Below are 25,779 nucleotides of genomic sequence, written 5' to 3' on the forward strand. Positions count from 1 at the left end.
ATTGGCAGAAAGTTCTCTTGGAGGACAATAACGGAGAAGAACATCCGGCGTGGCCCAGGGTCGCCGCGCCTCCCCTGGCACGGCCAGTCCAATTTTTTGGTCAGCACAGGCAAGCGCCGGCCGTCCGGCCTCTTCTAACCTCCGGTCGTCGGCATCGCGCCTCTTGCTGCACAGGAGCCCGGACCCGGATGGCCCTCTCGCGTCGTGACCTCCTCCGTACCGCGGCCGCCGTTCCGCTCTCCACCCTGGCGATGCCGGCCTTGCTCCGGTCCGCCCGCGGGGAGACGCCGATCCTCGTCGGCTCGCTGCACGACCAGTCCGGGCCGATCGCCGCCTCCGGCACGCCGATGGTCGAAAGCCTGAAGCTCGGGATCGAGGAGGTGAACGCCGCCGGCGGCCTGCTCGGCCGGCCGTTGCAGCTGGTGCATTACGACACCCAGTCGAACATCCAGATGTACTCGCAATATGCCCAGCAGCTCGCCGTGCGCGACAAGGTGGCGGTGGTCCATGGCGGCATCACCTCGGCGTCGCGCGAGGCGGTCCGCCCGACCTTCAGCCGCTTCCGGGTGCTGTACTTCTACAACGTGCTGTACGAAGGCGGGGTCTGCGACCGCAACACCTTCTGTACCGGCACCACGCCGGCCCAGACGGTGGAGAAGCTGGTGCCCTACGCGATGGGGAAGGACAAGAAGAAGGTCTACATCATCGCCGCCGACTACAATTACGGTCAGATCACCGCCAAGTGGATGCAGAAATACGTCAAGGACCAGGGCGGCGAGACGGTCTCGGTCGATTTCTTCCCGCTCGACGTGACGAATTTCGGCCCGACGATCTCGAAGATCCAGGCGGCGAAGCCCGACCTGCTGCTGTCGGCCCTGGTCGGCGGCAACCATACGGCGTTCTACCGGCAATGGACCTCGGCCGGCATGAAGGGCCAGATCCCGATCGCCTCGACCACCTTCGGCCTCGTCAACGAGCCCAGCACCCTCAACGCCGCCGAGAGCGACGGCGTGCTCGGCGCCTACGGCTATTTCGAGGAGCTGACGACCCCGGCGAGCACGGCCTACGTCGCCAAGCTGAAGAAGCAGTCGCCGAGCATTCCCTACATCAGCGAATTGGCCGCCGCGACCTACGAGGGTTTCCATCTTTGGGTCGCGGGGGTGAAGAAGGCGGGTTCCATCGACCGGATGGCGGTGACCGAGGCCCTGGAGACGGGCCTGTCCTTCGACGGGCCGACCGGCAAGGTCACGGTGGATCACGCCACCCACCACGTCACCCGCAACGCCTATCTGGCGGCGGTCAAGGACCGGACATGGGTGGTGCGGGAGACCTTCCCGGATGCCAAGCCGCAGGATACCGCGGCGGTGTGCAACCTGATCAAGAACCCGCGGGATAACAAGCAGTACGAGATCTCGATCTGAGGATCGTTTCAACCGCTTCGAACCCTCCTGCCCGCAATCTGATCCTGAGGTGCGAGTGAAACGAGCCTCGAAGGAGGCCTCCAGAACTCTCGATGATATTTGGAGATCTCCTTCGAGGCTCGGCGATCTTCGCTCGCTTCGCCCCTCAGGATGAGGTCGCGAATGGGAATACAGCATCGGCAATCGGGTCAGGCTACCCGTTCGATCCCCCTCCCCGCCCGGATGACGCCATGGATCTGTCGCTCATCATCGCGCTCGACGTCGTGAACGGGGCCGCCTCCCTGTTCCTGCTCTGCCTCGGCCTCGCGATCATCTTCGGGATGATGAAGATCATCAACCTCGCGCACGGTGAGTTCGTGATGCTGGGGGCCTACGCCACGGTGATCTCGGCCAATGCCGGGCTCAACATCTGGATCGCGATGCTGGTGGTGGCGCCGCTCGTCGTCGGCCTCGTCGGGCTCGTCATCGAGCGCTGCCTGATCCGGTTCCTGTACGGGCGGCTGGTCGATTCGATGCTGGCGACCTGGGGCCTGAGCCTGTGCCTGATCGGCCTCGTGACGACCCTGTTCGGCAACACCATCAACGGCGTGCCGACACCGCTCGGCGGGTTCCAGGTCGGGGCCTACCGGTCGAGCTGGTACACGATCTTCCTCCTCGGCATGGCCGTGCTGACGATGGCGCTGGTCTACGGCGTGCTCCGGTTCACCCGCTTCGGCCTCGTCGCCCGGGCGGTGATGCTGAACCCCGGCATGGCCGCGACGCTCGGGGTCAACCCGGCGAGGATCTACATGGCGACCTTCGGCATCGGCGCCGCGATCACCGGGCTCGCCGGCGGGCTCCTGGCGCCGGTCTCCGGCATCACCCCGGTGATGGGCACCGCCTTCGTCGCCAAATGCTTCATCACCGTGGTCGGCGGCGGCGCGGCGATCATCTCGGGTACGCTCTCGGCGGCCGGGCTGTTCGGCGTCGTCAACCAGCTCGGCGCCTACTTCACCACCCCGGTCTACGGCGAGGTGATCCTCTTTCTCTCCGCGATCCTGCTGATCCGCCTGCTGCCGCAGGGCATCTCCGGCCGCTTCTTCAAGGGGACGCTCTGAATGCCCGCTACCCTGTCACGCGCGCTCCAGGGACTCGCCGTCCTCGGCGCTGTCGCCCTGGTGGCCGTCCTCCCATCCTATCTCGAACTCTTCACCCTGATGCAGCTGACATTGTTCGCCGCCATGGGCGTACTGGCGCTCAGCCTCGGCTTCATCTGGGGCTTCGGCGGCATCCTGTCCTTCGGCCAGACCGCGTTCTTCGGTCTCGGCGGCTACACCTACGCGATCGCGGCGATCAATTTCGGCGATTCCACCAACGCGATCCTGCTGGCGATCCTGTTGCCCGCCCTGTTCGCCGCGGGCTTAGGCTACTTCGTGTTCTACGGCCGGATCAGCGAGGTCTATCTCGGGGTCATCACGCTCACCGTCACGCTGATCCTGTTCAACGTCGTCAACTCGACGGCGGGCGACGCCTACACGATCGGCCAGGCGCGGCTCGGCGGCTTCAACGGCATCCCCTCGGTGCCGACCTTCAACGCGCCCTACACCCCCGATGCGGTGCTGAGCCCCGAGGCCGGGTGGTGGGTCACCGGCGGGGCGCTGATCGCCGTGTATCTCCTCATGCGGCTCCTCCTCGCCAGCCCCTTCGGCCGCATCGCCGTGGCGGTGCGCGAGAACGAGATCCGCGCGGCTCTGCTCGGCTACGACCCGCGCCTGATCAAGCTCGGCGTGTTCATGGTCGGCGGCGCGGTCGCGGGGCTCGCCGGGGCGCTCTACGTCAACTGGGGCGCCTTCGTCGGCCCGACGATCTTTTCCCTGTCGCTCTCGGCCGAGATCATCATCTGGATCACCGTCGGGGGCCTCGGCACCCTGATCGGACCTATCGTCGGCTGCTTTCTGATCCAGTTCCTCAACGCCAAGATCGGCTCGCAGCAGGCCTTCAACGCCAACCTCGTTCTCGGCGTGATCCTGGTCGGCTTCGTGCTGCTGCTGCCGAAGGGCATCGTGCCGACGCTGAAGACGGCGCTCCTCGGGCTCGGCCGCAAGGCCAGGCGGCGCCCGGCCGCCTCCACCGCCGCCCAGGCCCAGATCGCGGGAGCCGAATAGTGTCTCTCACGGCACTCCCGGTCACCGTCATTTCTCGCTGTGGCAGCGTCGGCGCCACGGGAGTGTCGTGAGGTGCACTGACATGGACCCCCTCGTCCCCCTCCTGAAGACCGAGCACCTGACGATGCGCTTCGGCGGCGTCGTCGCCAACGACGACGTGAGCTTCTCGCTCGGGGAGATGGAGCTGCGCTGCCTGATCGGCCCGAACGGCGCCGGCAAGAGCACCTTCTTCAAGATGCTCACCGGGCAGCTCACCCCCACCTCCGGCACCATCGCGTTCCGCGGCCAGACGCTGACGGGCTTGCAGAGCCACCAGATCGCCCGGCTCGGCATCGGCATCAAGACGCAGGTGCCGAACGTGTTCAACGGGTTGTCGGTGCGCGAGAACATCTGGCTCTCGGCCCGCCGCAAGACGACGCCGAAATTCACCGGGCCCCTCGTCGACGAGATCCTGGAGAAGGTCCGGCTGACGCATCTCGCCGGTGCGACGGTCGGCCAGCTCTCGCACGGCCAGCGGCAATGGGTCGAGATCGGCACGGTGCTGGCGGGCGATCCCGAGCTGATCCTCCTCGACGAGCCGGCTGCCGGCATGACCGACGAGGAGACCCACCGTACCGCCGAGATCATCCGCGAGATCAACAAGACCCGGGCGATCGTCGTGGTCGAGCACGACATGGCGTTCATCAGGATGATCGCCCGCACGGTCACGGTGTTCCACCAGGGCCGGATCATGATGGAGGACGGAATCGATGCCGTGCTCGCCGACCGGCGGGTGCGCGACGTCTATCTCGGCAAGAAGGTGGCGGCATGAACGCGCTTCTCGACGTGGACAACCTGCGGGCCAGCTACGGCCGGGTCCCGATCCTGATGGGCGTCGACGTCTCCCTGGCGCCCGGCGAGTATCTCGGCATCCTCGGCCATAACGGCATGGGCAAGACCACGCTGATGCGGACCCTGATGGGCCACCTGCCGGCCACCGCCGGCACGGTGCGCTTCGCCGGCACCGACGTGACGCGGCTCCCCATCCACCAGCGCGCCAGACTCGGCATGGGGCTCGTGCCGCAGGGCCGCGAGATCTTTTCCACGCTCAGCGTGCGCGAGAACCTGCGCATGGGGCTCGCCAGCGCGCCGCGGGAAGATCCCCGCATCATCGACGACGTGCTCGCCGACTTCCCCCGCCTCGTGCGCCTGCTCGACCGGCGCGGCGGCGCCCTCTCGGGCGGCGAGCAGCAATTGCTGGCGCTCGCCCGCTGCCTCTGCACCCGGCCGAAGCTCGTCCTCCTCGACGAGCCCACGGAAGGCATCCAGCCCTCGATCATCGAGGAGATCATCGAGACGCTGCTCGCCTTGAAGAAGCGCTGGGACCTGTCGATGATCATCGTCGAGCAGAACCTCGACTTCATCACGTCGCTGTCAGACCGGGTGCTCGGCATCCAGAAGGGCCGCATCACCGGCGAGGTCTCGCGCGAGGACCTGCTCGCCGGGCGGATCGGCATGGCGGCGGCTTAGTGCAGCTCACAAAACTCCCGCTGCACCGGCGCCGCCACAGCGAGCGACAAGAGGGACCGGGAGTTTTGTGAGAGACACTTAGCCGATACGAATCTTCTCTCACAACCCAACCAAGGAGACGCCCCATGGCCATCACCCGCCCGAGCGCAGCCCAGGTCCGCGAGCTCGCCGCCAGCCTGTATATGTCGCTGTCGCCCGAGGAGGCTGCCGCCTATCGCGCCCTGATGGAGGCCTCGTTCGACGCCTACGACGTGATCGACGCCCTGCCCGACCACATCCCCGCGGTGAAGTATCCCCGCACCCCCGGCACCCGGCCCAGCCCTGAGGAGAACCCCCTCGGCGCCTGGTACTGGAAGAGCGAGGTGAAGGGCGCCGACACCGGCAAGCTCGCGGGCAAGACCGTCGCGCTCAAGGACAACGTCGCGCTCGCCGGCGTGCCGATGATGAACGGCGCCTCGACCCTCGAAGGCTTCGTGCCGGCCTCGGACGCCACCATCGTGACCCGGATGCTGGATGCCGGCGCGACGATCCTCGGCAAGGCGGTGTGCGAGCATTTCTGCCTCTCGGGCGGCAGCCACACCTCCGATCCGGGGCCGGTCCACAACCCGCACCGGATGGGCTACTCGGCCGGCGGCTCGTCCTCGGGCAGCGGCGCGCTCGTCGCCGCCGGCGAGGTCGACCTGGCGATCGGCGGCGACCAGGGCGGGTCGATCCGCATCCCGGCCTCGTATTGCGGCATCTACGGGATGAAGCCGACCCACGGCCTCGTTCCCTATACCGGCGTGATGCCGATCGAGACCACGATCGACCATACCGGCCCGATGACCGCGAGCGTCGCCGACAACGCCCTGCTGCTCGAAGTCCTGGCCGGACCCGACGGGCTCGACCCGCGCCAATACGCGCCGCAGGTCGCCGCCTATACGGAAGCGCTGAAGAAGGGCGCGAAGGGCCTGAAGATCGGCCTCCTCATGGAGGGGTTTGCCGCGCCCGGCATGCAGGAGGCGGTGGCTGACAAGGTCCGCGCGGCTGCTGCCCGATTCGAGGGCTTGGGCGCCACGATCGAGGAGGTCTCGCTGCCGGCCTACCGGACGGCGGCGGCGGTGTGGACGCCGATCGGCCTCGAGGGCCTGACGCAGCAGATGATGCTCGGCAACGGCATGGGCTTCAACTGGAAGGGCGCCTACGATGTCGGCCTGTTCGACTTCCACTCCGCCTGGCGCGACAAGGCCGACGACCTCTCCGAGACGCTGAAGATCTCGATGCTGATCGGCCAGTGGGGCCTGACGCATTACCGCGGCCGCTACTACGCCAAGGCGCAGAACCTCGCCCGCAAGGTGCGGGAGGATTTTGCGGCCTGCTTCAAGACCTACGACCTGCTGCTCTGCCCGACCCTGCCATGCACCGCCACCAAGCTGCCGGAGAAGGACGCGCCGCTGGAAGAGATCATCGCCCGCGCCTTCGAGATGGTCGCCTCGACCTCGCCGATGGACGTGACCGGCAACCCCTCGATGTCGATCCCCTGCGGCCTCGTCGACGGCCTGCCGGTCGGGCTGATGCTGACGGCGCGTGACTGGAACGAGAGCGCGATCTACCAGGCCGCCGCCGCCTTCGAGGCCGCCGGCGACTGGAAGACCTTCTGAGGCCGGCGGTGAAGACCATCAGCGCCATCCTCCGCGCCAAGCCGGGCGCGGAGGCCACCTTAAGGGCTGCCCTCCTCGACGTAGCGGCCCACGTCGCCGCGAACGAGCCGGACACGGTCGGCTTCTTCGTCTCGCAGGATGAGGGCGATCCCACCCGCTTCACGACCTACGAGCGGTTCGCCGACGCTGCGGCCATGGACCGGCACAATGGCTCGGAGGCGGTGGCGCGGTTCTTCAGCATCGCGCAGCCGCTCCTCGACGGCGAGGTGATCCTGGTGACGGCCGACGAGATCTCGGCCCGGTGAGACGGAACGCAAGACGAGGCGGAACTCTCCCCGACCACATTCGACGTTATCCCTGGGCTCGACGAAGTCGAGAACCGGCGATCCATCACCGCTGACGCTTTGGAAGAGGTCGGAACGCGCACCGACAGATCCGGCATCGTCAGCGGTTCGCGAATCCCGGGTTCCGCTTTCGCGGCTCCGGGATGACGTCGAGAGGGTTGGATTCGCCGGTGGCGACGAAGGCCTTTGGCTCAAGCCAGATCCGCCGGCCGCAGCGTATGCCAATCGGTCACCTGCTGGACCGCGTGGCCGGACCGGCAGAGCATCCCTTCCGACAGGTGCGGCCCGACGAGCTGGACGCTCAACGGCAGCCCGGCGGCGTCGATCCCCGCCGGCAGGGTGATGGTCGGGCTGCCGGAGAAGTTGAACGGCGCGGTGAAGCGCAGGATGCGCAGCAGGACCTCCGGGTCCTGGCCGTACTCGCCCATCCGGGCGAGGCTCGGGACCGGCACCGGCATGGTCGGCACCAGGAGAAGGTCGACCTTCTCGAACAGGGCGGCGAGCGCGCCCGAGAAGTCCAACCGGTCGTGGATGACCGCCCCGAGTTCCAGGCCGGTGACGCGCCGACCCTGGTCAATCAGCCCGGCGAGGTCCGGGCCGTACTCGGCGGCCCGCGCCGGATAGGTGTCCCGGTGGGCGAGCGCGGTCTCGACCGAGCAGAACGGGATCCAGCCGCGCACCAGCCGGTCGGTCGGCGGCATCGCGACCTCGACGACGCGGGCGCCGAGGTCGCGCAATACCGCCTCGACGCGATCGAGGGCCGCCACCACTTCCGGGTCGATCCCCTCGGTAGTGAAAAACCGGTCGATGCCGATCGTGAGGCCACGGACCGGCCGGGCTTTACCACCGAGTTCGACGTCGACCGGCGCCGTCAGAGTGGTCGGGTCGCGCGGATCGGCGCCCGCGATCACCCCGAGGATCGCTGCCGCGTCGGCGGCGCTGCGGGCCATCGGGCCGACATGGTCGAGGGAGGCGGCGAGCGGAAACACGCCGTGGCGGCTCACCCGGCCCCAGGTCGGCTTGATGCCGGTGAGCCCGCAGGTCGCGGAGGGAAAGCGGATCGAGCCGCCGGTGTCCGAGCCGAGCGACCCGAAGCACAGCCGCGCCGCGGTGGCGGCGCCCGACCCCGTCGAGGACGAGCCGAGCCAGTGGCCGCGGCCCCAGGGGTTGAGCGGGCCCGGATTGTCCGGATGGTGGCTGGTATAGGCGCCCTCGGTCATCGCGAGCTTGCCGAGGATCACCGCACCGCCCTGCTCCAGCCGCGCGACCACCGTGGCGTCGGTGTCCGGCACGCGCTCGCGATGGATCACCGTGCCGGCGCCGGTGGGGGCGAAATGTGTGTCGCACAGGTCCTTGATGCCGAGGGGGACGCCGTGCAGCGGGCCGCGGCTGATGCCCCGGGCCGTCTCCCGGTCCGCCCGGGCGGCGGCGTCAAGCGCGTGCTCCGCCGTGACCGTGGCATAGCAGCGATACTCGCCGTCGAGGGCTTCGATGCGATCGAGCATCGCTGTCGTTACCTCGACCGCGCTCACCTCCCAGCGGCGGATCGCCTCGGCGATGAAGACCAGGGATTCATCGTGCAGGCTCGCGGACATCGGTGGTCTCTCCCGGAGTGCGGCCGCATCCTCGCGGCGGAGCCGGCGACCGTCTTGCCTCGAAGGGTCAACGCGCTTGGCCCGTGATTGTCAGACTCCGGCATGGCTGGCATCGTCATTGCTTGAGCCGGTGCGGACACACAGCAGAGCGGCCCGCTCGACGAGTGCCGCCGTCCATGCCGCCGAGACGTCGGAGGGACAGTCATGGCACCGCTCAACTCCTCTTCCCTGTCGACCTGCTCCCCGCCGCCCGCGCCGATCACCACCTTCGACACCAACGTGCTCGCCGAGAAGTACCGCTTCTCCTACTGGCGCGACGCGATCTGCGCCCATCTGAGCCCGTCGGAGACGATGCGGAAGATCGACGACGCGCCGTTCGCGGCGCGGCTGCGCAAGGTGGCGCTCGGCAAGGTGAATGTCTGCGACATCCGCTTCTCGCCGATGGAGAACCGCCGCGACGCCGCCTGCCTGCGGCGGATGCCGGACGACGACGTGTTCGTGGCGCTGATGAAGACCGGCACCGGCCGTCTGGTGCAGGACGACCGCTGCGCCCTTCCGGCGGTCGGCGACCTGGTGGTCTACGATTCGGCCCGGCCGTTCCTGTGGGAGTTCGAGCAGGACACGCGGATGATCGTCGCCCGGATGGCCCGGCGGCAGATGGCGGCGCGGCTGCCCGATTTCGAGCACCTGGCCGCGCGGATCATCCGGCCCGACCAGCCCCTCGCCTCGACCATCGCCCACACGCTGACCGACATCGTCGAACTCGAGGCGCCGTTGAGCGAGAGCTGCTCGCAGCGCCTCGGCAACGCGTTCCTCGAAATGCTCACCGCCTCGCTGGAGGCGAGCCTGACGGCGCCGGGGCGCCGTGTCGCCGACGAGGACTTGGTGCGCCAGGCCAAGACCTTCCTGCTCGCCCATATCGAGGATCCCGACCTCGATCTCGCCACGGTGGCGAACCGTCTCGGCGTGTCGCTCCGCACCCTGTGCCGCGCCTTCGCGGCGGACGGCACCACGGCGATCCGCTGGCTGTGGCAGCAGCGGCTGGCCCTCGCCCACCGGCTGCTCGAGGAGGGCCAGGCCCGCAATGTTGGGCAGGTGGTGATGCAATGCGGCTTCAGCGACTTCTCGCATTTCAGCCGCGCCTTCAAGAAGGCCTACGGGGTGATGCCGAAATCGGTGCTGCGGGCGGCGGGGTGAACCCGGATCAGCCTCGCGGCGCCAGGACGATCACCGCCGCCCCGGCAAGGCACAGGGCAGCGCCTGCGCAATCGAACCGGTCCGGCCTCTGGCCCTCCGCGGCCCAGAGCCAGGCGAGGGAGGCCGCGATGTAGACGCCCCCATAGGCCGCGAAGGCGCGGCCGGCGGCATCGGATTCGGCGAGGGCCAGCAGGAACGCGAAGGCGCCGAGGGACGCTCCCCCCGGCACCAGCCAGAGCGGCGAGGCATTCAGCCGCCACCAGGCCCAGACCGAGAAGCATCCGGCGATCTCGGCGAGCGCGGCGGCGGCGTAGAGGAGAAAGGTCGGCATGGCGGGGGCTTCTCCCACGCCATGCCGGTCCCGTGAAGGTCAGGCCCGGCGCTTCATCAGCGCCGCCGCCCCGAGGCCGATGCCGGCCATCACCGCCCCGGTGGTGAGCGGGTGGAGCTTCGCCCGCGTGTAGGTGCTGGTGTGGCGCACCATGCCGGGATGGTCGCCGCGCACGTGGCCGTCCTGGGTCGGGTGATGGAGGGCGCCGTTCGGGTCGCGCGGCGGCTCGGCGCGCAATTGCTGGCCCGCCATCACCCCGCCGAGGCGGTCGAAGGTGCCGGGGGCGAGCTTCTTGAGACCCGTCATCGCCCGGCCGCCGCCACCGACGATGATCTCGCGCTGCGGATACACCGCGGCGTGCAGGATGGCGTGGGCGACCTCGTCCGGGTGGTAGACCGGCGCCGGCAGCTTCGGCTCGCGCTCGAGGTAGTTGCGGGCGTGCTGCGGGAACGGCGTGTCGATCGCCGCCGGCTTGATCAGCGTCACCGAGACGGGCGCCCGGTCCAGGTCCAGCTCGGACCGGAGGGCGTCGGTGAAGCCGCGGATGGCGTGCTTGCTCGCCGAATACATCCCCTGGAGCGGGATCGCGAGGTCGGAGGCGATGCTGCCGAGCTTGATGATCGCACCGCCGCGCCGGCGAAGAGTGGGTACCGCCACCAGCGAGCCATACACCACGCCCCAGAAGTTGGTCTGGAACAGGCGGTCGTGATCCTCGTCCGAGACCTCCTCCAGACGGCCGTAGATCGAGATGCCGGCATCGTTGACCCAGGTGTCGAAGCCGCCGAAGCGCTGCACCGCCTTGTCGGCGATGGCCTGAACGTCCTCGCGCCGGCCGACATCGGCGACGACGTGGGTCGCTTCGCCGCCCGAGGCCTCGATCTCCTCCTGAATGACCGCCAGCGCCTCGGCGTTGCGCGAGGCGAGCACCACCCGCGCGCCGGCCCGCGCTGCCATCCGGGCGGTGGCGAGCCCGATGCCGCTGGAGCCGCCGGTGATGACGATCACCTGCTCGTCGAGGGGCTTGTGGGCATGGCTCATGGAATCCTCCGTACAGGATGGGGGTATCCAGGCCCTAACGATGGGGGGCGCCCTTCGTTCATTCGGCGACTGGCGGACGCCCCCTGCCATATCTCGAACCTCTGGCACGAGACCGAACAAGCTATTGGACACGCGACCACCGCGCCCCCATGATCCCGCCGCGGCAAGGCCCCCGACGCCAGTTCCAGAGGGGCCCGTCCGCGGTGTAAGTCAGGGAGGAAGCCTATGGCTGGGACGGGTCGTGCCGGGATGCTCACGCGGCGCGAGGCGCTGATCGGCGCGGGGGCCGCGGGGGCGAGCCTGATGCTGCCGGGCGGCTCCGCCTGGGCGCAGGGCGCGGGCAAGCCCGCCGAGCTGAAGGTCGGCATCGCCACCTACCTGTCGGGCCCGGCGAGCGTCTTCGGTGTGCCCGGCCGCCAGACCGCCGAGATGCTGTTCGACGAGATCAACGCGGCCGGCGGGATCAGTGGGGTCAAGGTACGGCCGATCTTCGTCGACGAGGGGCCGGGCGTCGACCACGTCGTCGGCGAATACCGCCGCCTGGTGCAGTCGGAAGGCGTGCACCTGATCTTCGCGGCGATCTCCTCGGCCGACTGCATCGCCTGCGCGCCGCTCTCCGACGAGCTGAAGCGCCCGACCCTGCTGTGGGATTGCGGCACCCAGCGCATCTTCGAGGACAACCGCTACACGTACGCCTTCCGCACCCAGGCCAACGCGACGCCGGAGATTCTGGCCGCGCTCCTCTACCTCCTCAAGGTCAAGCCGGACATTAAGTCGATCGCGGTGATCAACCAGGACTATGCCTGGGGCCGCGATTCCTGGGACATCTTCCGGACTGCGATGAACACCCTGAAGCCCGGGGTGAAGGTCTCGGCCGAGCTGTTTCCGCGCTTCGGCGCCACCGACTTCTCGACCGAGATCACCCGGGTGCTGGCGCTTCGCCCCGACGTGGTCCTCTCGACCTCCTGGGGCGGCGACCTCGACGCGCTGATCCGCCAGGCCTCGGACCGCAAGCTGTTCGAGCGCTCGACCTTCGTGATGCCGCTCGCCGAATCCTCGCTCCAGCGCGTCGGCAAGGCGCTGCCGGCCGGGCACATCGTCGGCGCCCGCGGCGACCACTGGTTCCTGCACCCGTCGCCGGCCGACCCGGAGCGGCTGAAGCGCTTCAACGACAGCTACCGCGCCAAGTACAATGCCTGGCCGATCTACCCCTGCTTCCACATGGCGCAAGCGGTCTCGGCGATGAAGGCCGGCATCGAGAAGGCGGTGGCGGCGAAGGGCGGCGGCTGGCCGACCGATGCGGAGCTCGCCGCGGCCTTCAAGGGCCTCGAATTCCCCTCGCCCACCGCCAGCGTGCGCATCCGCGAGGACGGCCAGGGGCTCGAGAACCAGCTCATCGGCACCACGCTGCACTCCGACAAATACCCGTTCCCGGTGCTCACCGACATGATCGTCTTCCCGGCCGAGACCGTGACGACGCCGGTCGGCCAGAAAAGCGCCGACTGGCTCAAGATGCTGAGCCCCGACATGGTGGCCAAGCTCCCGCAGGCGCAGGCCTTCAAGAGCTGATGGCCTGGCTGTCGGAGAACGGGATCCTCGTCGGGCTCGCCCTGCTCGACGGGCTGTCCTACGCCGCCGCCGTGTTCATGGTGGCGGTGGGGCTGAACCTGGTGTTCGGCGTGCTGCGGGTGCTCAACGTCGCCCATGGCAGCCTCTATGCCATTGGCGGCTACGCCGCGGCCTCGCTCGGGCTGTTCGCCATGTCGCTGGGTGCGCCGCCCTGGCTCGGCCTGCCGATCCTGCTCGCCGCCGCGGTGCTGGTCGGCGCCGTGCTCGGGCCGCTGATCGAGCGGTTCCTGCTGCGGCGGATGCAGGACCGCGAGCCTGTGCTGCAGCTCCTCGTCACCTTCGCGCTGTTCATGATCCTGGAGGACTTGCAGAAGCTGGTCTGGGGCGTGCAGCCGGTGGTGTTCGACGCGCCGCTCAAATGGCTCGGCACCGTCGACGTGCCCTTCGGCCAGGACGTGATCCCGTTCACCGCCTACCAGCTCTACGTGCTGCCGGGGGTGGCGCTCGCCACCCTCGCCATACTCGCCTATGTGCTCCGCTACACGCTGACCGGCCGGATGGTCGTGGCGGTCACGGTCGACCGCGAGGCGGCCCGCGCCATGGGCATCGACGCCGCCAAGGTGACGATGCTCACCTTCACGGTCGGCGCGGCGCTGGCCGCCCTCGGCGGCGCGCTCGCCGCCCCCACCGTGTCGCTGGTGCCGGGCGTCGGCGCCTCGACCATCGTGCTCTCCTTCGCGGTCGTGGCGACCGCGGGCCTCGGCCAGATCGAGGGGGCGGCTTTGGCGGCTCTCCTCATCGGCCTCGGCCGCTCCTTCGCAGTCTACGTCGCGCCCGAATTCGAGGTGGTGGTGCCCTACGCCATCATGGTGGCGGTGCTGCTGTTCCGTCCGCAGGGGCTGTTCGGCGTGGCGGAGACCCGGCGGATATGATCTGCGCTCTCACTCAAGGAGGCGTGGCGCCATGACCCGCCGCTCCGAGACCCTTCTCGCGCTCGCCGGCGCCGTGCTGATCGTCGGGCTTGCCTACGCGGTGCCGTGGCTGCGCTTCGTCCTCACCATCGCGCTCGCCAAGGGGCTCGCGGTGCTGGGCATCCTGCTCCTGCTGCGGGCCGGCCAGGTCAGCTTCGGCCACGCGCTCTACCTCGCGCTCGCCGCCTACACGGTGGCGTTCGGGGCGATCGCCGTGCCGGAGGCGCTCCTGCTCGTGCCCCTCGCAGCCTTGCTCGCCGGATTGGTCGGCCTGCTGATCGGGCTCTTCGTGGTGCGCTACCGCGAGATCTTCTTCGGCATGCTGAATCTGGCGCTCAGCATGGTGTTCTACTCGGTGCTGGAAAAATTCTACGCGCTGACCCATGGCGCCGACGGCATCCGGCTGCCGCCCGTGACCGTCCTCGGCCGGCCGCTCGCCGGCGAGGCGGGGGAGTGGACGGTGTTGGGCATCGCGCTCGTCCTGGCGCTGGCCTGCGGCGCGCTGGTGCGGGTGGCCCTGGCTTCCCCTCTCGGGGAAGCGCTCGCCGGCATCAAGACCCGCGAGACGCGGCTCGACTTCATGGGCGTGTCGCCGAAGCGCGTGCTGCTCGCCGCCTACGTGGTATCCGCCGTGATGGCGGGCTTTGCCGGGGCGATCATCGCGCTCACCACCCGCCACGTGACGCCGGCACTCAGCTACTGGACCACGTCCGGAGAGCTCGTCTTCATCGCGATCCTCGGCGGGGCCGGCAGCGTGATCGGGCCGTTCCTGGGCGCCGCGGCCTACGAGCTGACCCGGGTCTACGCCGCCGCCACCTTCGCCAATGCCTGGCAGATGGTGCTGGGCCTCGTGCTGCTCGGCGTCATCGTGTTCGCGCCGGGCGGGATCTGGGGGATGATCGCGAGCCGCAGGAGGGCCGCATGACCGCGCTCCTCCAGGCCCGGGGCCTGCGCCTCGCCTTCGGCGGCCTCAAGGCGGCGGACGGGATCGACCTCGACGTCGAGGCCGGCGAGTTCCTGGCGATCATCGGCCCGAACGGCGCCGGCAAGACCACCTTCATCAACATGACGACCGGCTACCTGAAGCCGCAAGGGGGCTCGATCGCCTTCGAGGGCAAGCCGATCCTCGGCCTGTCGCCGCGCCGCATCGTCGGGCTCGGCGTCGCGCGCAGCTTCCAGCTGCCGCAGCTCTTCACCGAGCACAGCGTGCTGCAGAACGTGGCGCTGGCGGTCGCCGCCCGGGAGGGCGTGTGGTCGGTGCTCAATCCCCTGCTGCGCCCGCGCTTCCGCGACGAGGCGGCGGAGCTGATCGGGCGCTTCGGCCTCTCCCGCATCGCCGAGGTGCGGGCCGACGCGCTCAACGAGGGCGCCCGCAAGCTCGTCGACATCGCCATGGCGGTGGCGCTCCGCCCCCGCCTCCTCCTGATGGACGAGCCGACGAGCGGCGTCGCGGCGGCCGAGAAGATGGGAATCGTCGAGACCCTGGTGCGGGTCCTGCGGGAAGCCCGCGTGACGGCGGTGTTCGTGGAGCACGACATGGAGGTGGTCGGACGCTTCGCCGACCGGGTGGCGGTGTGGGGCCAGGGGCGGATCGCGGCGCTCGGACCGCCGGCCCAGATCCTCAACGACCCGGAGGTGCAGCGCACGGTGATCGGCATCGCCCCCGTGGGAGGCGCCCATGCTGCGGCTTGAGGGGGCGGCGGTGGAAATCGCGGGGGCGCCGGTCCTGCGCGGCGTCTCGCTCCAGGTGCCGCCGGGCGGGCGCGTGGCGCTGATCGGCCGCAACGGCGCCGGCAAGACCACGACGCTCCGCGCCCTGATGGGGCTCCTCCCCCTCCAGGCCGGCCGGCTCGTCCTCGACGGGCGGGAGGCCGGCTCTGTTCCGGCCCATCACCGCGCGCGGCTCGGCATCGGCTACGCCCCGGAGGAGCGCAGGCTGTTCGGCAGCTTCACGGTGCAGGACAACCTGCTGCTGCCGGCCCAGGTGCTCGGCCTGCCGAGACCGGAAGTCTCGCGGCGGTTGGACGCCGTCTACGCGCTCCTTCCCGAGCTCAAGGACTTCGCGCCCCGCAAGGCGGCGGGCCTGTCGGGCGGACAGGGCAAGATGGTGGCCCTCGGCCGGGCCCTCATGGTGGGCACCCGCGCGGTGCTCCTCGACGAGCCGTTCCAGGGCCTCGCCCCGGCCCTCGCCCTCCGCTACGCCGAGGCCCTTGCCCGCTTGCGGGCCGCTTTGCCCGACGTCGCGATCCTGATCACCGAGAGCAGCCCGGACCTGCTGCGGGCCCTGGTCGACACCACCATCCAGATCGAGCGCGGCGAGATCTCGGCCGCCTGACGAAGGAGATTTTTTTCATGAGGCTCAACGGCAAGGTCGCGATCGTCACCGGCGCCGGCGGCGGCTTCGGCGAGGGCATCGCCAAGCGCTACGCCGAGGAAGGCGCCAAGGTCGCGGTGCTCGACCTGCGCGGCGACGCCGCCGAGCGCGTGGCGAAAGAGATCGGCGCGGCGGCGATCGCCATCGCGGCGGATGTCGGCAGCGCCGAGGACGTGCAGGCGGCGGTCCGGCGCACCACCGAGGCCTTCGGCACGCCGCACATCCTGGTCAACAACGCCGGCACCACCCACCGCAACCAGCCGCTGATGGAGGTGGACGAGGAGGCCTTCGACCGGGTCTTCCGGGTCAACGTGAAGTCGATCTTCCACTTCGTCCGGGCCCTCGCTCCGGCAATGCGCGACAATGGCGGCGGCGTGATCCTGAATGTCGGCTCCACCGCCGGCATCCGGCCGCGGCCGGGCCTGACCTGGTACAACGCCTCGAAGGGGGCGGTGAACCTGATGTCGAAGTCGCTGGCCGTCGAGCTGGCCCCGTGGAAGATCCGGGTCAACGCGCTCTGCCCGGTGATGGGCGAGACCGGCCTGCTCGAGGCCTTCATGGGCGTGCCCGACACCCCGGAGAACCGCGCGAAGTTCGTCGCCACGATCCCGCTCGGCCGGATGTCGCGCGCCACCGACATCGCCAACGTGGCGCTCTTCCTCGCTTCCGACGAGGCCGAGTTCATCACCGGCGTCGAGATGCCGATCGACGGCGGCCGCACGGTCTGAACCGGCCGGGCCCACGCCTCCCGGTCCGGAGGCGCGGGCCCGTCCCGCCTCAGCGCGACGCCGGCAGTGGCTTCACGCTGGCGCAGATCGTCCCGACCTCCTCGAGGGAGCGCAGGGATGTCTCGGCGACGGTGCGGGCATCCTCGACCAGGCTCTGCACGCTCTCGCGCATCATCTCGCTCTGGAGCATCGAGAGTTCCTGCAGGTTACGGGCGCCGGCGAGGCGCTTCAGGCCCTCCAGGTTGCGCTGCCAGCGCTTCTGGCCGAGCTCGACGGAGCTGCGCCAGGCATCCTGCATGGCGTGGGTCATCACCGTGCCGCAGCGGCTGACGGCGTCCGAGTTCTTCCGCGCCTGCTCGGCGAACCGCGCCCCGTCCTCGCTGCCGACGCCCATCGTCCGCTGGAATTGATCGTTGAACTCGCGCGCCGTGCGCGAGACCGTCTCGACGCCGATCTGCATCATCTGCTGCGCAGTATCGGCGGTTCGTCCTTGCAGCGCGCCGGCCTTGTCGATGCTGTCCTTGGCGAGGTCGGCCATCTTGGACGCCTGCGCGGCGCCGTTCTCGATTCCAGTGGAGTTGACATCGAGAGCGCCCTTCACCGGCTCGGTTTTCTTGGCCTGTTCGGATTGCTGGGTCGTCGCCATTTCGCTTCTCCTGGTCGTCTGCCAATCGACGCGCCTCGGCCCCATTCCTCCCCAGAATGGATTTCGTCTGATGATTTTCGTCGATTTTGCTTTATTTCAGCATCGTTGTTCTTGGATTTTTGCGATGCAAAGCGGATGAAATACGAATCCGATGAGAGTGCGATAACATACGATACAGTTCAGAATTTCGATGGGAATCGGGATTACGGTCGTCGATGCCGGGACCTTGACGTGGAAGCTGCGTCCAGGACGCCGTCGGTCGGCCAGCCGCTTGCCGGGTCACGGCTCATTGCCGCTGGTGGTCGAGGATCGCGAAGCCATCGGTCGCCTCCCTCATCCGGGCGGCAATGCCCGGCCCGCCATGGCCCTCCGCTTCCACGATGCAGAGGCGGCTCGCCGGCCAGAGCCGGTGAAGCTGCCACGCCGTGACCGCCGGCCCGCTGATGTCGCGGCGCCCATGGATCAGGACCCCCGGGATGGCACCGAGACGGTCCATGCCGGAGAGGATCGCGTCCGGCCCGCGCAGGAAGCCGTCATTCGCCCAATAATGCGCCACCAAGGTCGCGAACACCGTATCCCGCGCCGGATCGTCCGGCGGTGGAATCGGGGGCGAGGCTCGATCGAGCGAGACATGCGCGGTCTCCCAGGCCATCCAGTCCCGGACCGCGCACCGGCGATCCGATGCATCGCGGCCGGCGGTCCGCAACCGTGAGCAGGCCGCAATCGATGACCTCGGCCGGATCCGACATCTTGCCTGCGACGCCTCTCTCGCGCTCACCGCGGCTGGCACGTCTCACAGTAGAACGTCGACCGCCCCGACTGCACCAGCCGCCGCACCACCCCGCGGCAGCCCCGCGCCGTGCAGCCCAGCCCCTCCCGGTCATAGACCCGGAAGGCGTGCTGGAACGCCCCCTGGCTGCCGTCGGTGTGGACATAGTCGCGCAAGGTCGAGCCGCCCGCCGCCACCGCCTCGGTCAGCACGTCGCGGATCACCGTGGCGAGGCGCTTGGCCTTCGCGGTCGGGCGGCCGGCGGCATCCGCCAGCGTGCCGGCCGGGGCTTCCGGATGGAGCTTGGCCCGGTGCAGCGCCTCGCAGACGTAGATGTTGCCCAGCCCCGCGATCAGCCGCTGGTCGAGGAGCGCGGCCTTGAGCGGCGTGCGCTTGCCCGCGAACAGCGCCGCGATCGTCTCGCCCGAGAGTTCGTTGCCGAGCGGCTCGATGCCCATGCCGGCGAAGTGGCGGCAGGTCGAGAGGCCGGCAGACGGCACCAGGTCCATGAAGCCGAAGCGGCGGGCGTCGTTGTAGACGACCCGGGCGCCGTTCGAGAGCGCGAGCCGGACGTGGTCGTGCTTGGCCTGACCCTGCGCGCCTTCGAGGTAGAAGTCGCCGGGCGAAACGGTGCGGCCATCGGGCAGGTGCACGTCGAAGCGCCCGCTCATCCCGAGATGCATGATCAGCGCCTCGCCGGAGGACAGCTCGGCCACCAGATACTTCGCGCGCCGCGACAGGGCCGTGACCTCCTGGCCCCGCACGCGCTCGACGAAGCGGGGCGGAAACGGAAAGCGCAGGTTCGGCCGGTTCAGCACGACCTCGGTGAAGCGGGCGCCGACCAGGGCGGGCTCCAGGCCGCGGCGCACGGTCTCGACTTCGGGCAGTTCGGGCATGACATCCTGGAACGCGGGCGAAGAACCCTCTCGCCGTGAGATGGGGGCGCCGCGCCGCTTTCGCCAATCCGCGCTTTCGCCTCCGTCGGGTGCGGCCGCGCCCATTCACGTGACCTTAGGTAAATTCCCCTATGTTGCGGGCCCATGGCGGCGGGGTTTCGGACGTGATCACGACCCGCTGCCGGAGGCGGCGGAGCGTGCGATGAAACTGGTTCCAACCACCGGGAATGCGGCCCTGGTCATGCTGCGGCAGACGGCCCCTTCGCGTACGGCGCTCTCCGGCCCATTCGGCGATCGCACGAATCCAGCCGATTCCCCGGGCCGCTCCACGGACCTCCAGGCCCGAGCGGCGGTGAACGAGGCGCTGTTCGGCGTCAGCAGCGTGAACGGCGAGACGCTGTTCGTCCAGAAGACCCGGCAGATCGGCGAGGTCTTCGGTCTCGATCCGTCGACTTACAAAACCTTGGCCGAACTCGGAGCGGCGATCAAGGATGCGCTGATCGCCCTCCGGGCGAATCCGGGCGACGGAGAGATGGTCCAGGGGGTCGGCGCCCGGCTCAAGCTCGATCCACAGACGACCGCGCTTCTGTTGAAGCAGAGGACGCCGGATCTGATCATCCGCCTCATCGAGAACCGTCTCGGGCTGGATCAGGCCGGCGTGTCGCTGACGAGGCTCGTCGATGCGGCGCAGGATCCGGAGAACGGCGGGACCGATGCGATCCGCACGGCCCTGGCGGCAGCCGTCGACGGACCGGCCCGGGATGCCGGGACGCCGGTCCCCGTCGGACGGGACGAGGCGGGCCTCTACCGCGTGGCGGGGCGGCCCGGCTCCTGATGCCCGGCCGCGGCCGGCCGCCGCGCGAAGAACCGCACCCCCCAGGCTCCGCGCCAGATGGCGCAATCCCGCCACCTTCGCTATGCAGGCCGCCACGACAGGGGACCTGAAGGCATGGCCGGCGACGAGACCAGCACCGATTTCGGCTTCGAGCGCGTCAGGCTCGCGGAGAAGCAGGACCGCGTCAACGAGGTCTTCCGCTCGGTGGCCAAGCGTTACGACCTGATGAACGACCTGATGTCGGGGGGACTGCACCGGGCGTGGAAGAGCGCCTTCGTGTCGACGTTGCGCCCCTCGCGCACCCGGCCGTTCCGGCTGCTCGACGTCGCCGGCGGCACCGGCGACATCGCGTTCCGGACGCTGGAGGCCGGTGGGCCCGACACCAAGGTGACGGTCCTCGACATCAACGAGGCGATGCTCGGCGTCGGCCGCGAGCGGGCCGGCCACCGCTACGGCTCGCGGATCGATTTCGTCGCCGGCAACGCCGAGTCGCTGCCGCTGCCGTCGGAGACCTTCGACGCCTACACCATCGCCTTCGGCATCCGGAACGTGCCGCGGATCGAGCTGGCGCTCCGGGAAGCCCATCGGGTGCTGAAGGTCGGCGGGCGCTTCCTGTGCCTCGAATTCTCCCATGTCGACGTGCCGGGGCTCGACAAGATCTACGAGGCCTACTCGTTCAAGGTCATCCCGCGCCTCGGCTCGCTGGTCGCCGGCGACAAGGAATCCTACCAGTACCTCGTCGAGTCGATCCGCCGCTTCCCGACCCCCGGCAGCTTCTCCCGGATGATCGAGGAGGCGGGCTTCGGCCACGTCACCCACCGGCCGCTCTCGGGCGGCATCTGCGCGATTCATTCCGGCTGGAAGCTCGCGTGAGGCATCGCCCGTGCTGAGCCTCGTCGCCCACCTCGCGCGGGGCATCCATGTCGGCTGGGTGATGGCCCGCGAGGGCGCCCTCGCCTTCGTGGACGCCGCCGAGCTGCCGCCGCACCTGCGCCTCGTCCTGCGGCTCGGCCGCAAGCTCGAACGGCCGGGCCTCGGCCCCGGCCGCCTGCCCGCGGCGCTGACGCGGCTCGGGCCGTCCTACGTCAAGTTCGGCCAGTTCCTGGCGACGAGGCCCGACATCGTCGGCATGGCGGCGGCCCGCGACCTGGAGCGGCTGCAGGACCGGGTGCCGCCCTTCCCGCAAGCGGTCGCGGTCGCAACCCTCGAAGCCACGCTCGGCAAGCCGCTCTCGGAGCTGTTCACCTCGTTCAGCGAGCCCATCGCCGCCGCCTCGATCGCCCAGGTGCACAAGGCGCACCTGCGCGAGCCCGACGGCACCGAGCGGGTGATCGCGGTCAAGATCATGCGGCCGGGGGTGCGCGAGCGCTTCGCCCGCGACATCCAGGCGATGCGCTTCATGGCCCGGGTGGTCGAGGCCCTGCGCCCCGAGGCCGAGCGCCTGCGCCCGCGCGAGGTGGTGGAGACCCTGGCCCGCTCCGTCGCGATGGAGATGGACCTGCGGCTCGAGGCCGCCGCCCTCTCGGAACTCGCCGAGAACATCAAGGACGATCCCGAGTTCCGGGTGCCGCAGCCGGTCTGGGAGCTGACCGGCCGCGACGTGCTGGCGAGCGAGTGGATCGACGGCATCCGCCTCAACGACCGTGAGGCGATCGTGGCGGCCGGGCACGACGTCGCGGCCCTGGGTCGAACCGTGATCCAGTCCTTCCTGCGCCACGCGATCCGGGACGGCTTCTTCCACGCCGACATGCATCCGGGCAACCTGTTCGTCGATCCCGCAGGGCGGCTGGTGGCGGTCGATTTCGGCATCATGGGCCGGCTCGGCCTGAAGGAGCGCCGTTTCCTGGCGGAGATTCTCTTGGGCTTCATCCTGCGCGACTATCGCCGGGTGGCGGAGGTGCATTTCGAGGCCGGCTACGTGCCCTCCCACCACTCCGTCGACGATTTCGCGCAGGCCATCCGGGCGATCGGCGAGCCGATCCACCAGCGCCGGGCCGACGAGATCTCGATGGCGAAGGTTCTGACGCTGCTCTTCGACGTCACCGCGCTCTTCGACATGAGCACCCGCACCGAGCTGGTGATGCTCCAGAAGACCATGGTGGTGGTCGAGGGCGTCGCCCGCTCGCTCGATCCGCGCCTCGACATGTGGACCACCGCCGAGCCGGTGGTGCGCGCCTGGCTCGCCCGCAATCTCGGCCCCATCGGCCGGGCCGACCAGGCCCGCCGCGCGGTGCTGACGCTGGCCGAGGTGGTGGCGGACGTGCCCGACCTCGCCCAGCGGGCGAAGCGCGTGCTGGTGCGCCTCGACGAGGAGGGCCTGCGCGAGGTGTCCCGCGTCGAGCGCCGCATCCGCACCGAGACCAAGCGGATGGTGTGGTCGACCCTGGCGCTCTGGGTGATCGCCGGGTCGCTTCTGGCGATCGCGTTGCGGTGAGCGCCCGGACGCTGCACGAACGAAACACAATGACACCCCGGGCCTCGCCGAAGGGCGAGAACCCGGGATGACGCAGAGGGTTGAGAAAGGCGGCCGCATCACGTCATGGGCGGTCATCCCCGGTCTCGCGTGCCTCCTCCCGACTTGCGCCCCGCCGCGTCACACCCTCTCATGGCCCCCGAGGCGCCACGATCCGCTCGCCCAGAAGCGGACGCGCCCGGGAGAACGCCCTGATGTCCCTCGTCGCCCTCCGCGCCGCGCTCTTCGCCGCCGCGTCGCTCTACGCCCTCGCTGCCCCGGCCCTCTCCGCCGAGCCGCGCCTGAGCGACGGCAAGGTCAAGCTCGCCGTGCTCAACGACATGTCGAGCGTCTACGCCGATTCCACCGGCCGCGGCTCGGTGATCGCCGCCGAGATGGCGGTGAAGGACTTTGGGGGCACCCTCGACGGCAAGCCGATCGAGGTCGTCTTCGCCGACCACCAGAACAAGCCCGATGTCGGCTCCAACATCGCCCGGCAATGGTACGACCGGGAGGGCGTCGACGTGATCCTCGACGTGCCGACCTCCTCGGTGGCGCTCGCCGTGCAGCAGGTCGCCAAGGAGAAGGGCAAGCTGCTCATCGTCTCGGGCGGCGGCACCTCGGACCTCACCGGGCCGCAATGCTCCCCGACCGGGATCCAGTGGACCTACGACACCTACGCCCTCTCGCACGTATCCGGGAATGCCGCGGTGAAGAAGGGCCTCGACAGCTGGGCCTTCGTCACCGCCGACTACGCCTTCGGCCACGCCCTCGAGCGCGACGCCATCGCGGAGGTGAAGCGCTCCGGCGGCAAGGTGGTCTCCACCGTCCGCGCGCCCTTCGCCACCGCCGACTTCTCGTCCTTCCTGCTCCAGGCCCAGGCCTCGAAGGCCAAGCTCATCGCCTTCGCCAATGCCGGCGGCGACACCGTCAACGCGATCAAGCAGGCGCACGAATTCGGCATCGTCCAAGGCGGCCAGACCCTGCTGGCGCTGCTCATCAACATCGACGACGTCCACAGCCTCGGCATCGAGGTGGCGCAGGGCCTGCTCCTCACCACGGCCTTCTACTGGGACCGCACGCCCGAGACCCGCGCCTTCGCCACCCGCTTCAAGGAGAAGGCCGGGCTGATGCCGACGATGCACCAGGCGGGGGTCTATTCCTCGGTGCTGCACTACCTGAAGGCCGTGCAGGCCGCCGGCACCGACGACGCGAAGACCGTGATCGCCAAGATGCGCGAGACGCCGGTCAACGACATGTTCGCGACGAACGGCAAGATTCGCGAGGACGGCCGCATGGTCCACGACATGTACCTGATGCAGGTGAAGACCCCGAAGGAATCGACCGGCGAGTGGGACCTCTACAAGCTCATCGCCACCGTACCGGGCGACGAGGCCTTCCGGCCGCTGGCGGAAGGCGGGTGCCCGCTGGTGAAGGCGGCGCAATAGGCGAAGCCCTCCTCCCGGACCGGGGCCCCTGCCGACGAGGCCGCCCGACGAAATCCGGCGCGCCGCACCGGCTTTGACCTCGGCGGGCCGGGCGCCACGGGCGCGGAGCACCTCAACGCGCCGGCCGGCAGGATGGGATCGTGACGATCGCCTCAGGCCGTCACCGCCGTGCGGAGCGGCGCATAGGTCGCCCGGTAGCTGCGCGGCCCGATCATCGGGAGAAGCAGGGTCCTCGCCCAGCCCGGCAGCCGCGCCGTGCGCGACAGGCGATCGGTCATGGCCTGCACATGCGCGACCCGCGGCCGGCGCAGCCGCTCGTAATCCCTGCCGACGGAACGCCAGTCGCTCGCTCCGGCCAGCAGGTCGGCCAGGACCAGGGCGTCCTCGAGCGCCAGGGCGGCGCCCTGAGCCCAGACGGGGGCAGTCGCGTGGGCGGCATCGCCGACGAGGACGGCCCGGTCGCGGGTCCAGGCCGGAATGCGGACCTCCTCCAGCGGCGAGTGATGGAGGCCGGCGGGCTGCGCGAGCGCCGCCTCCAGCGTGTCGCGGACCAAGCGCGGAAATGACGCGAAGGCCTGCCGCAGGCCGGCCGGGTCGAGCCCCTCCCCGGAACCGTCGCTCGCCGAGATCCAGGCATAGGCCTCCCCGCGATCGACCGGGATGAGCAGGAACAAGGCCCCGGCGCCGGCCCACAGCGTCCAGGCCTCGACGCCCGGATTGGGCACCATGACGCGCCAGCTCTGCGAGGCCAGCAGCGCCGCGCCCGGCGCCCGATCGTCGAACAGGCTGCGCCGGACCCGCGAATGCACGCCATCCGCACCGACGAGCAGGCCACCCGTCTCGACCGTCCCGTCCTCGAGATCGACCTCCACACCCTGTTCGGTCTGCCGGCCCGCAACGATCCCGGCGCCGTGGCGGAGATCGTCCGGGGCGAGGCCGAGTTGCAGGAGGCGCAGCAGGTCGGCGCGACGCAGGCAGTGCGGCCCTATCTCCGAGCCCCAGAATGCCTCCTCGTCCACGGCGAAGAGCAGGCGGTCGCGCTCGGTGCGGTACTCGCGCCGGCGCAGGCGCGTGCCGACCGCCCGGAGCTCATCCAGCAGGCCGAGCTGCGCGAGCACACGGACCGCGTTGCCGGGCAGGTTGATGGCGAGGCCCGCTTCCGCCGGGCCGCCGCGCCGTTCCAGGGTGAGAGAGGCAAGGCCGCGCCGGTGCAGGGCGCGCCGGACCGCCAGGCCGGCGATGCCGCCGCCGGCGACGAGGACGCGATCGACTGTGTCCGTGGTCATCGGCCTACGCGAAGCTCCCGTCGATGCATGACCCGGGATCCCTATGCACGATCCGCGGCGACTTGCACGCGACGACGTCCCCTCCCCTCTCGGCCCCAACGCGATAATCCTCGCCCGAGACGGGTGATCGGACGGAACGACGGCGCGCAGACCGACGCCAGCGCTGCGGTTGACAGGCGAGCCGGCTACCCTTAAACGACCGCTCACCGACGGGGCGCCGAGACGAACGGCCCGCCTCGAAGGACTTCCCGAGAGACGACGAAGCAAGGGCCAGGGCAACCCGGCGCTGCTTTCTGTTCTCCAGGGTACGAGATCTGGCTCACGCCCGATCGGCTCTTTGACAAGTTCATACGAGAAAGAGAAGCGTGGACGGCGTCGTCCCTGCGGATCCTGCCCTCGGGCGGGATCATGAGTAGGATGATGCTGGTCCGACGTTTCGGTGCTCACACGATCGTGCGGAAACGCCGGTCGGTCGTGAGCCTCCGTTACTATTGTGATCAGCTTTGATCAGCTCTTCAACTTGAGAGTTTGATCCTGGCTCAGAGCGAACGCTGGCGGCAGGCTTAACACATGCAAGTCGAGCGGG

25 protein-coding genes are annotated in these 25,779 nt (G+C 69.6%); 18 read left to right on the top strand and 7 right to left on the bottom strand.

Features of this window, described 5'->3' with window-relative positions:
- The first annotated feature begins 188 nt into the window (after positions 1–188).
- From DA075_RS32420 to DA075_RS32450, 7 genes are all read left to right on the top strand, one after another.
- The gene (locus tag DA075_RS32420; protein ID WP_099957227.1) at positions 189–1,421 is read left to right on the top strand and encodes an urea ABC transporter substrate-binding protein; all 1,233 of its coding nucleotides are present in this window, start codon (positions 189–191) and stop codon (positions 1,419–1,421) included.
- Between the two features lie 230 nt (positions 1,422–1,651).
- A complete protein-coding gene (locus DA075_RS32425; RefSeq protein ID WP_099957228.1) occupies positions 1,652–2,518 on the top strand; it encodes a branched-chain amino acid ABC transporter permease in 867 nt (288 codons plus the stop codon).
- Entirely contained in the window at positions 2,519–3,565 is a 1,047-nt protein-coding gene (locus DA075_RS32430) for an ABC transporter permease subunit (protein ID WP_099957229.1), read from the top strand.
- An 82-nt stretch (positions 3,566–3,647) separates the two neighbouring features.
- Positions 3,648–4,376, top strand: a complete 729-nt coding sequence (locus DA075_RS32435; protein WP_099957230.1) for an ATP-binding cassette domain-containing protein — start codon at positions 3,648–3,650, stop codon at positions 4,374–4,376.
- Entirely contained in the window at positions 4,373–5,074 is a 702-nt protein-coding gene (locus tag DA075_RS32440) for an ABC transporter ATP-binding protein (protein ID WP_099957231.1), read from the top strand. The genes DA075_RS32435 and DA075_RS32440 overlap by 4 nt, the downstream gene beginning before the upstream one ends.
- 125 nt (positions 5,075–5,199) lie before the next feature.
- Positions 5,200–6,714, top strand: coding sequence for an amidase (locus DA075_RS32445; RefSeq protein ID WP_099957232.1), 1,515 nt, complete (start codon positions 5,200–5,202; stop codon positions 6,712–6,714).
- 8 nt (positions 6,715–6,722) lie between these two features.
- Entirely contained in the window at positions 6,723–7,019 is a 297-nt protein-coding gene (locus DA075_RS32450; protein WP_099957233.1) for a putative quinol monooxygenase, read from the top strand.
- A 230-nt stretch (positions 7,020–7,249) separates the two neighbouring features.
- Here the strand turns inward: DA075_RS32450 and DA075_RS32455 are convergent, their stop codons facing one another.
- Positions 7,250–8,653, bottom strand: a complete 1,404-nt coding sequence (locus tag DA075_RS32455; protein WP_099957234.1) for an amidase — start codon at positions 8,651–8,653, stop codon at positions 7,250–7,252.
- 204 nt (positions 8,654–8,857) lie between these two features.
- Between DA075_RS32455 and DA075_RS32460 the strand changes: the two genes are divergently transcribed.
- Entirely contained in the window at positions 8,858–9,850 is a 993-nt protein-coding gene (locus DA075_RS32460) for a helix-turn-helix domain-containing protein (protein WP_099957235.1), read from the top strand.
- Positions 9,851–9,857: 7 nt separating this feature from the next.
- Here DA075_RS32460 and DA075_RS32465 read toward each other — a convergent pair whose 3' ends face one another.
- Entirely contained in the window at positions 9,858–10,181 is a 324-nt protein-coding gene (locus DA075_RS32465) for a YnfA family protein (RefSeq protein WP_099957236.1), read from the bottom strand.
- Between the two features lie 39 nt (positions 10,182–10,220).
- On the bottom strand, positions 10,221–11,219 hold the full coding sequence (locus DA075_RS32470; RefSeq protein ID WP_099957237.1) for an SDR family oxidoreductase: 999 nt from the start codon (positions 11,217–11,219) through the stop codon (positions 10,221–10,223).
- A gap of 225 nt (positions 11,220–11,444) precedes the next feature.
- Here DA075_RS32470 and DA075_RS32475 point away from each other — a divergent pair, with 225 nt between their 5' ends.
- Genes DA075_RS32475 through DA075_RS32500 form a run of 6 tightly spaced genes read left to right on the top strand, consistent with a single transcriptional unit; the run spans position 11,445 to position 16,861 of the window.
- A complete protein-coding gene (locus DA075_RS32475) occupies positions 11,445–12,788 on the top strand; it encodes an ABC transporter substrate-binding protein (RefSeq protein WP_099957238.1) in 1,344 nt (447 codons plus the stop codon).
- Entirely contained in the window at positions 12,788–13,720 is a 933-nt protein-coding gene (locus tag DA075_RS32480) for a branched-chain amino acid ABC transporter permease (protein ID WP_099957239.1), read from the top strand. Before DA075_RS32475 ends, DA075_RS32480 begins: the two co-directional genes overlap by 1 nt.
- Before the next feature lie 31 nt (positions 13,721–13,751).
- Complete coding sequence (locus DA075_RS32485; protein ID WP_099957240.1) at positions 13,752–14,684, top strand: branched-chain amino acid ABC transporter permease; 933 nt, start codon at positions 13,752–13,754, stop codon at positions 14,682–14,684.
- Positions 14,681–15,451 (top strand): ABC transporter ATP-binding protein, encoded by a 771-nt coding sequence (locus DA075_RS32490; RefSeq protein WP_099957241.1) that lies wholly within the window; start codon positions 14,681–14,683, stop codon positions 15,449–15,451. The genes DA075_RS32485 and DA075_RS32490 overlap by 4 nt, the downstream gene beginning before the upstream one ends.
- Positions 15,438–16,094: an ABC transporter ATP-binding protein gene (locus tag DA075_RS32495; protein WP_099957242.1), complete on the top strand. Its 657-nt coding sequence runs from the start codon at positions 15,438–15,440 to the stop codon at positions 16,092–16,094. The genes DA075_RS32490 and DA075_RS32495 overlap by 14 nt, the downstream gene beginning before the upstream one ends.
- A gap of 17 nt (positions 16,095–16,111) precedes the next feature.
- Positions 16,112–16,861, top strand: a complete 750-nt coding sequence (locus tag DA075_RS32500; RefSeq protein ID WP_099957243.1) for an SDR family oxidoreductase — start codon at positions 16,112–16,114, stop codon at positions 16,859–16,861.
- Positions 16,862–16,910: 49 nt separating this feature from the next.
- Here DA075_RS32500 and DA075_RS32505 read toward each other — a convergent pair whose 3' ends face one another.
- From DA075_RS32505 to mutM, 3 genes are all read right to left on the bottom strand, one after another.
- A complete protein-coding gene (locus DA075_RS32505) occupies positions 16,911–17,507 on the bottom strand; it encodes a phasin family protein (RefSeq protein WP_099957244.1) in 597 nt (198 codons plus the stop codon).
- Positions 17,508–17,793: 286 nt separating this feature from the next.
- Complete coding sequence (locus DA075_RS32510) at positions 17,794–18,078, bottom strand: alpha/beta fold hydrolase (protein ID WP_174800193.1); 285 nt, start codon at positions 18,076–18,078, stop codon at positions 17,794–17,796.
- A 203-nt stretch (positions 18,079–18,281) separates the two neighbouring features.
- Positions 18,282–19,172, bottom strand: coding sequence for a bifunctional DNA-formamidopyrimidine glycosylase/DNA-(apurinic or apyrimidinic site) lyase (mutM, locus tag DA075_RS32515; RefSeq protein ID WP_099957245.1), 891 nt, complete (start codon positions 19,170–19,172; stop codon positions 18,282–18,284).
- Between mutM and DA075_RS32520 the strand changes: the two genes are divergently transcribed.
- From DA075_RS32520 to DA075_RS32535, 4 genes are all read left to right on the top strand, one after another.
- Complete coding sequence (locus tag DA075_RS32520) at positions 19,171–20,007, top strand: hypothetical protein (RefSeq protein WP_123834538.1); 837 nt, start codon at positions 19,171–19,173, stop codon at positions 20,005–20,007. The genes mutM and DA075_RS32520 overlap by 2 nt on opposite strands.
- Before the next feature lie 114 nt (positions 20,008–20,121).
- Positions 20,122–20,880 carry a bifunctional demethylmenaquinone methyltransferase/2-methoxy-6-polyprenyl-1,4-benzoquinol methylase UbiE gene (gene ubiE / locus DA075_RS32525; RefSeq protein ID WP_099957247.1) on the top strand — a complete coding sequence of 253 codons (759 nt, stop codon included), beginning with the start codon at positions 20,122–20,124 and terminating at the stop codon, positions 20,878–20,880.
- Positions 20,881–20,890: 10 nt separating this feature from the next.
- Positions 20,891–22,441, top strand: a complete 1,551-nt coding sequence (gene ubiB / locus DA075_RS32530) for a 2-polyprenylphenol 6-hydroxylase (RefSeq protein WP_099957248.1) — start codon at positions 20,891–20,893, stop codon at positions 22,439–22,441.
- A gap of 233 nt (positions 22,442–22,674) precedes the next feature.
- Positions 22,675–23,907, top strand: a complete 1,233-nt coding sequence (locus DA075_RS32535; RefSeq protein ID WP_099957249.1) for an ABC transporter substrate-binding protein — start codon at positions 22,675–22,677, stop codon at positions 23,905–23,907.
- 152 nt (positions 23,908–24,059) lie between these two features.
- On the opposite strand, the gene DA075_RS32540 is transcribed toward DA075_RS32535, so the two are convergent.
- Entirely contained in the window at positions 24,060–25,193 is a 1,134-nt protein-coding gene (locus DA075_RS32540; RefSeq protein ID WP_099957250.1) for an FAD-dependent monooxygenase, read from the bottom strand.
- Positions 25,194–25,779: the final 586 nt, after the last annotated feature.

The organism is Methylobacterium currus (assembly GCF_003058325.1).
GTDB lineage: Bacteria > Pseudomonadota > Alphaproteobacteria > Rhizobiales > Beijerinckiaceae > Methylobacterium > Methylobacterium currus.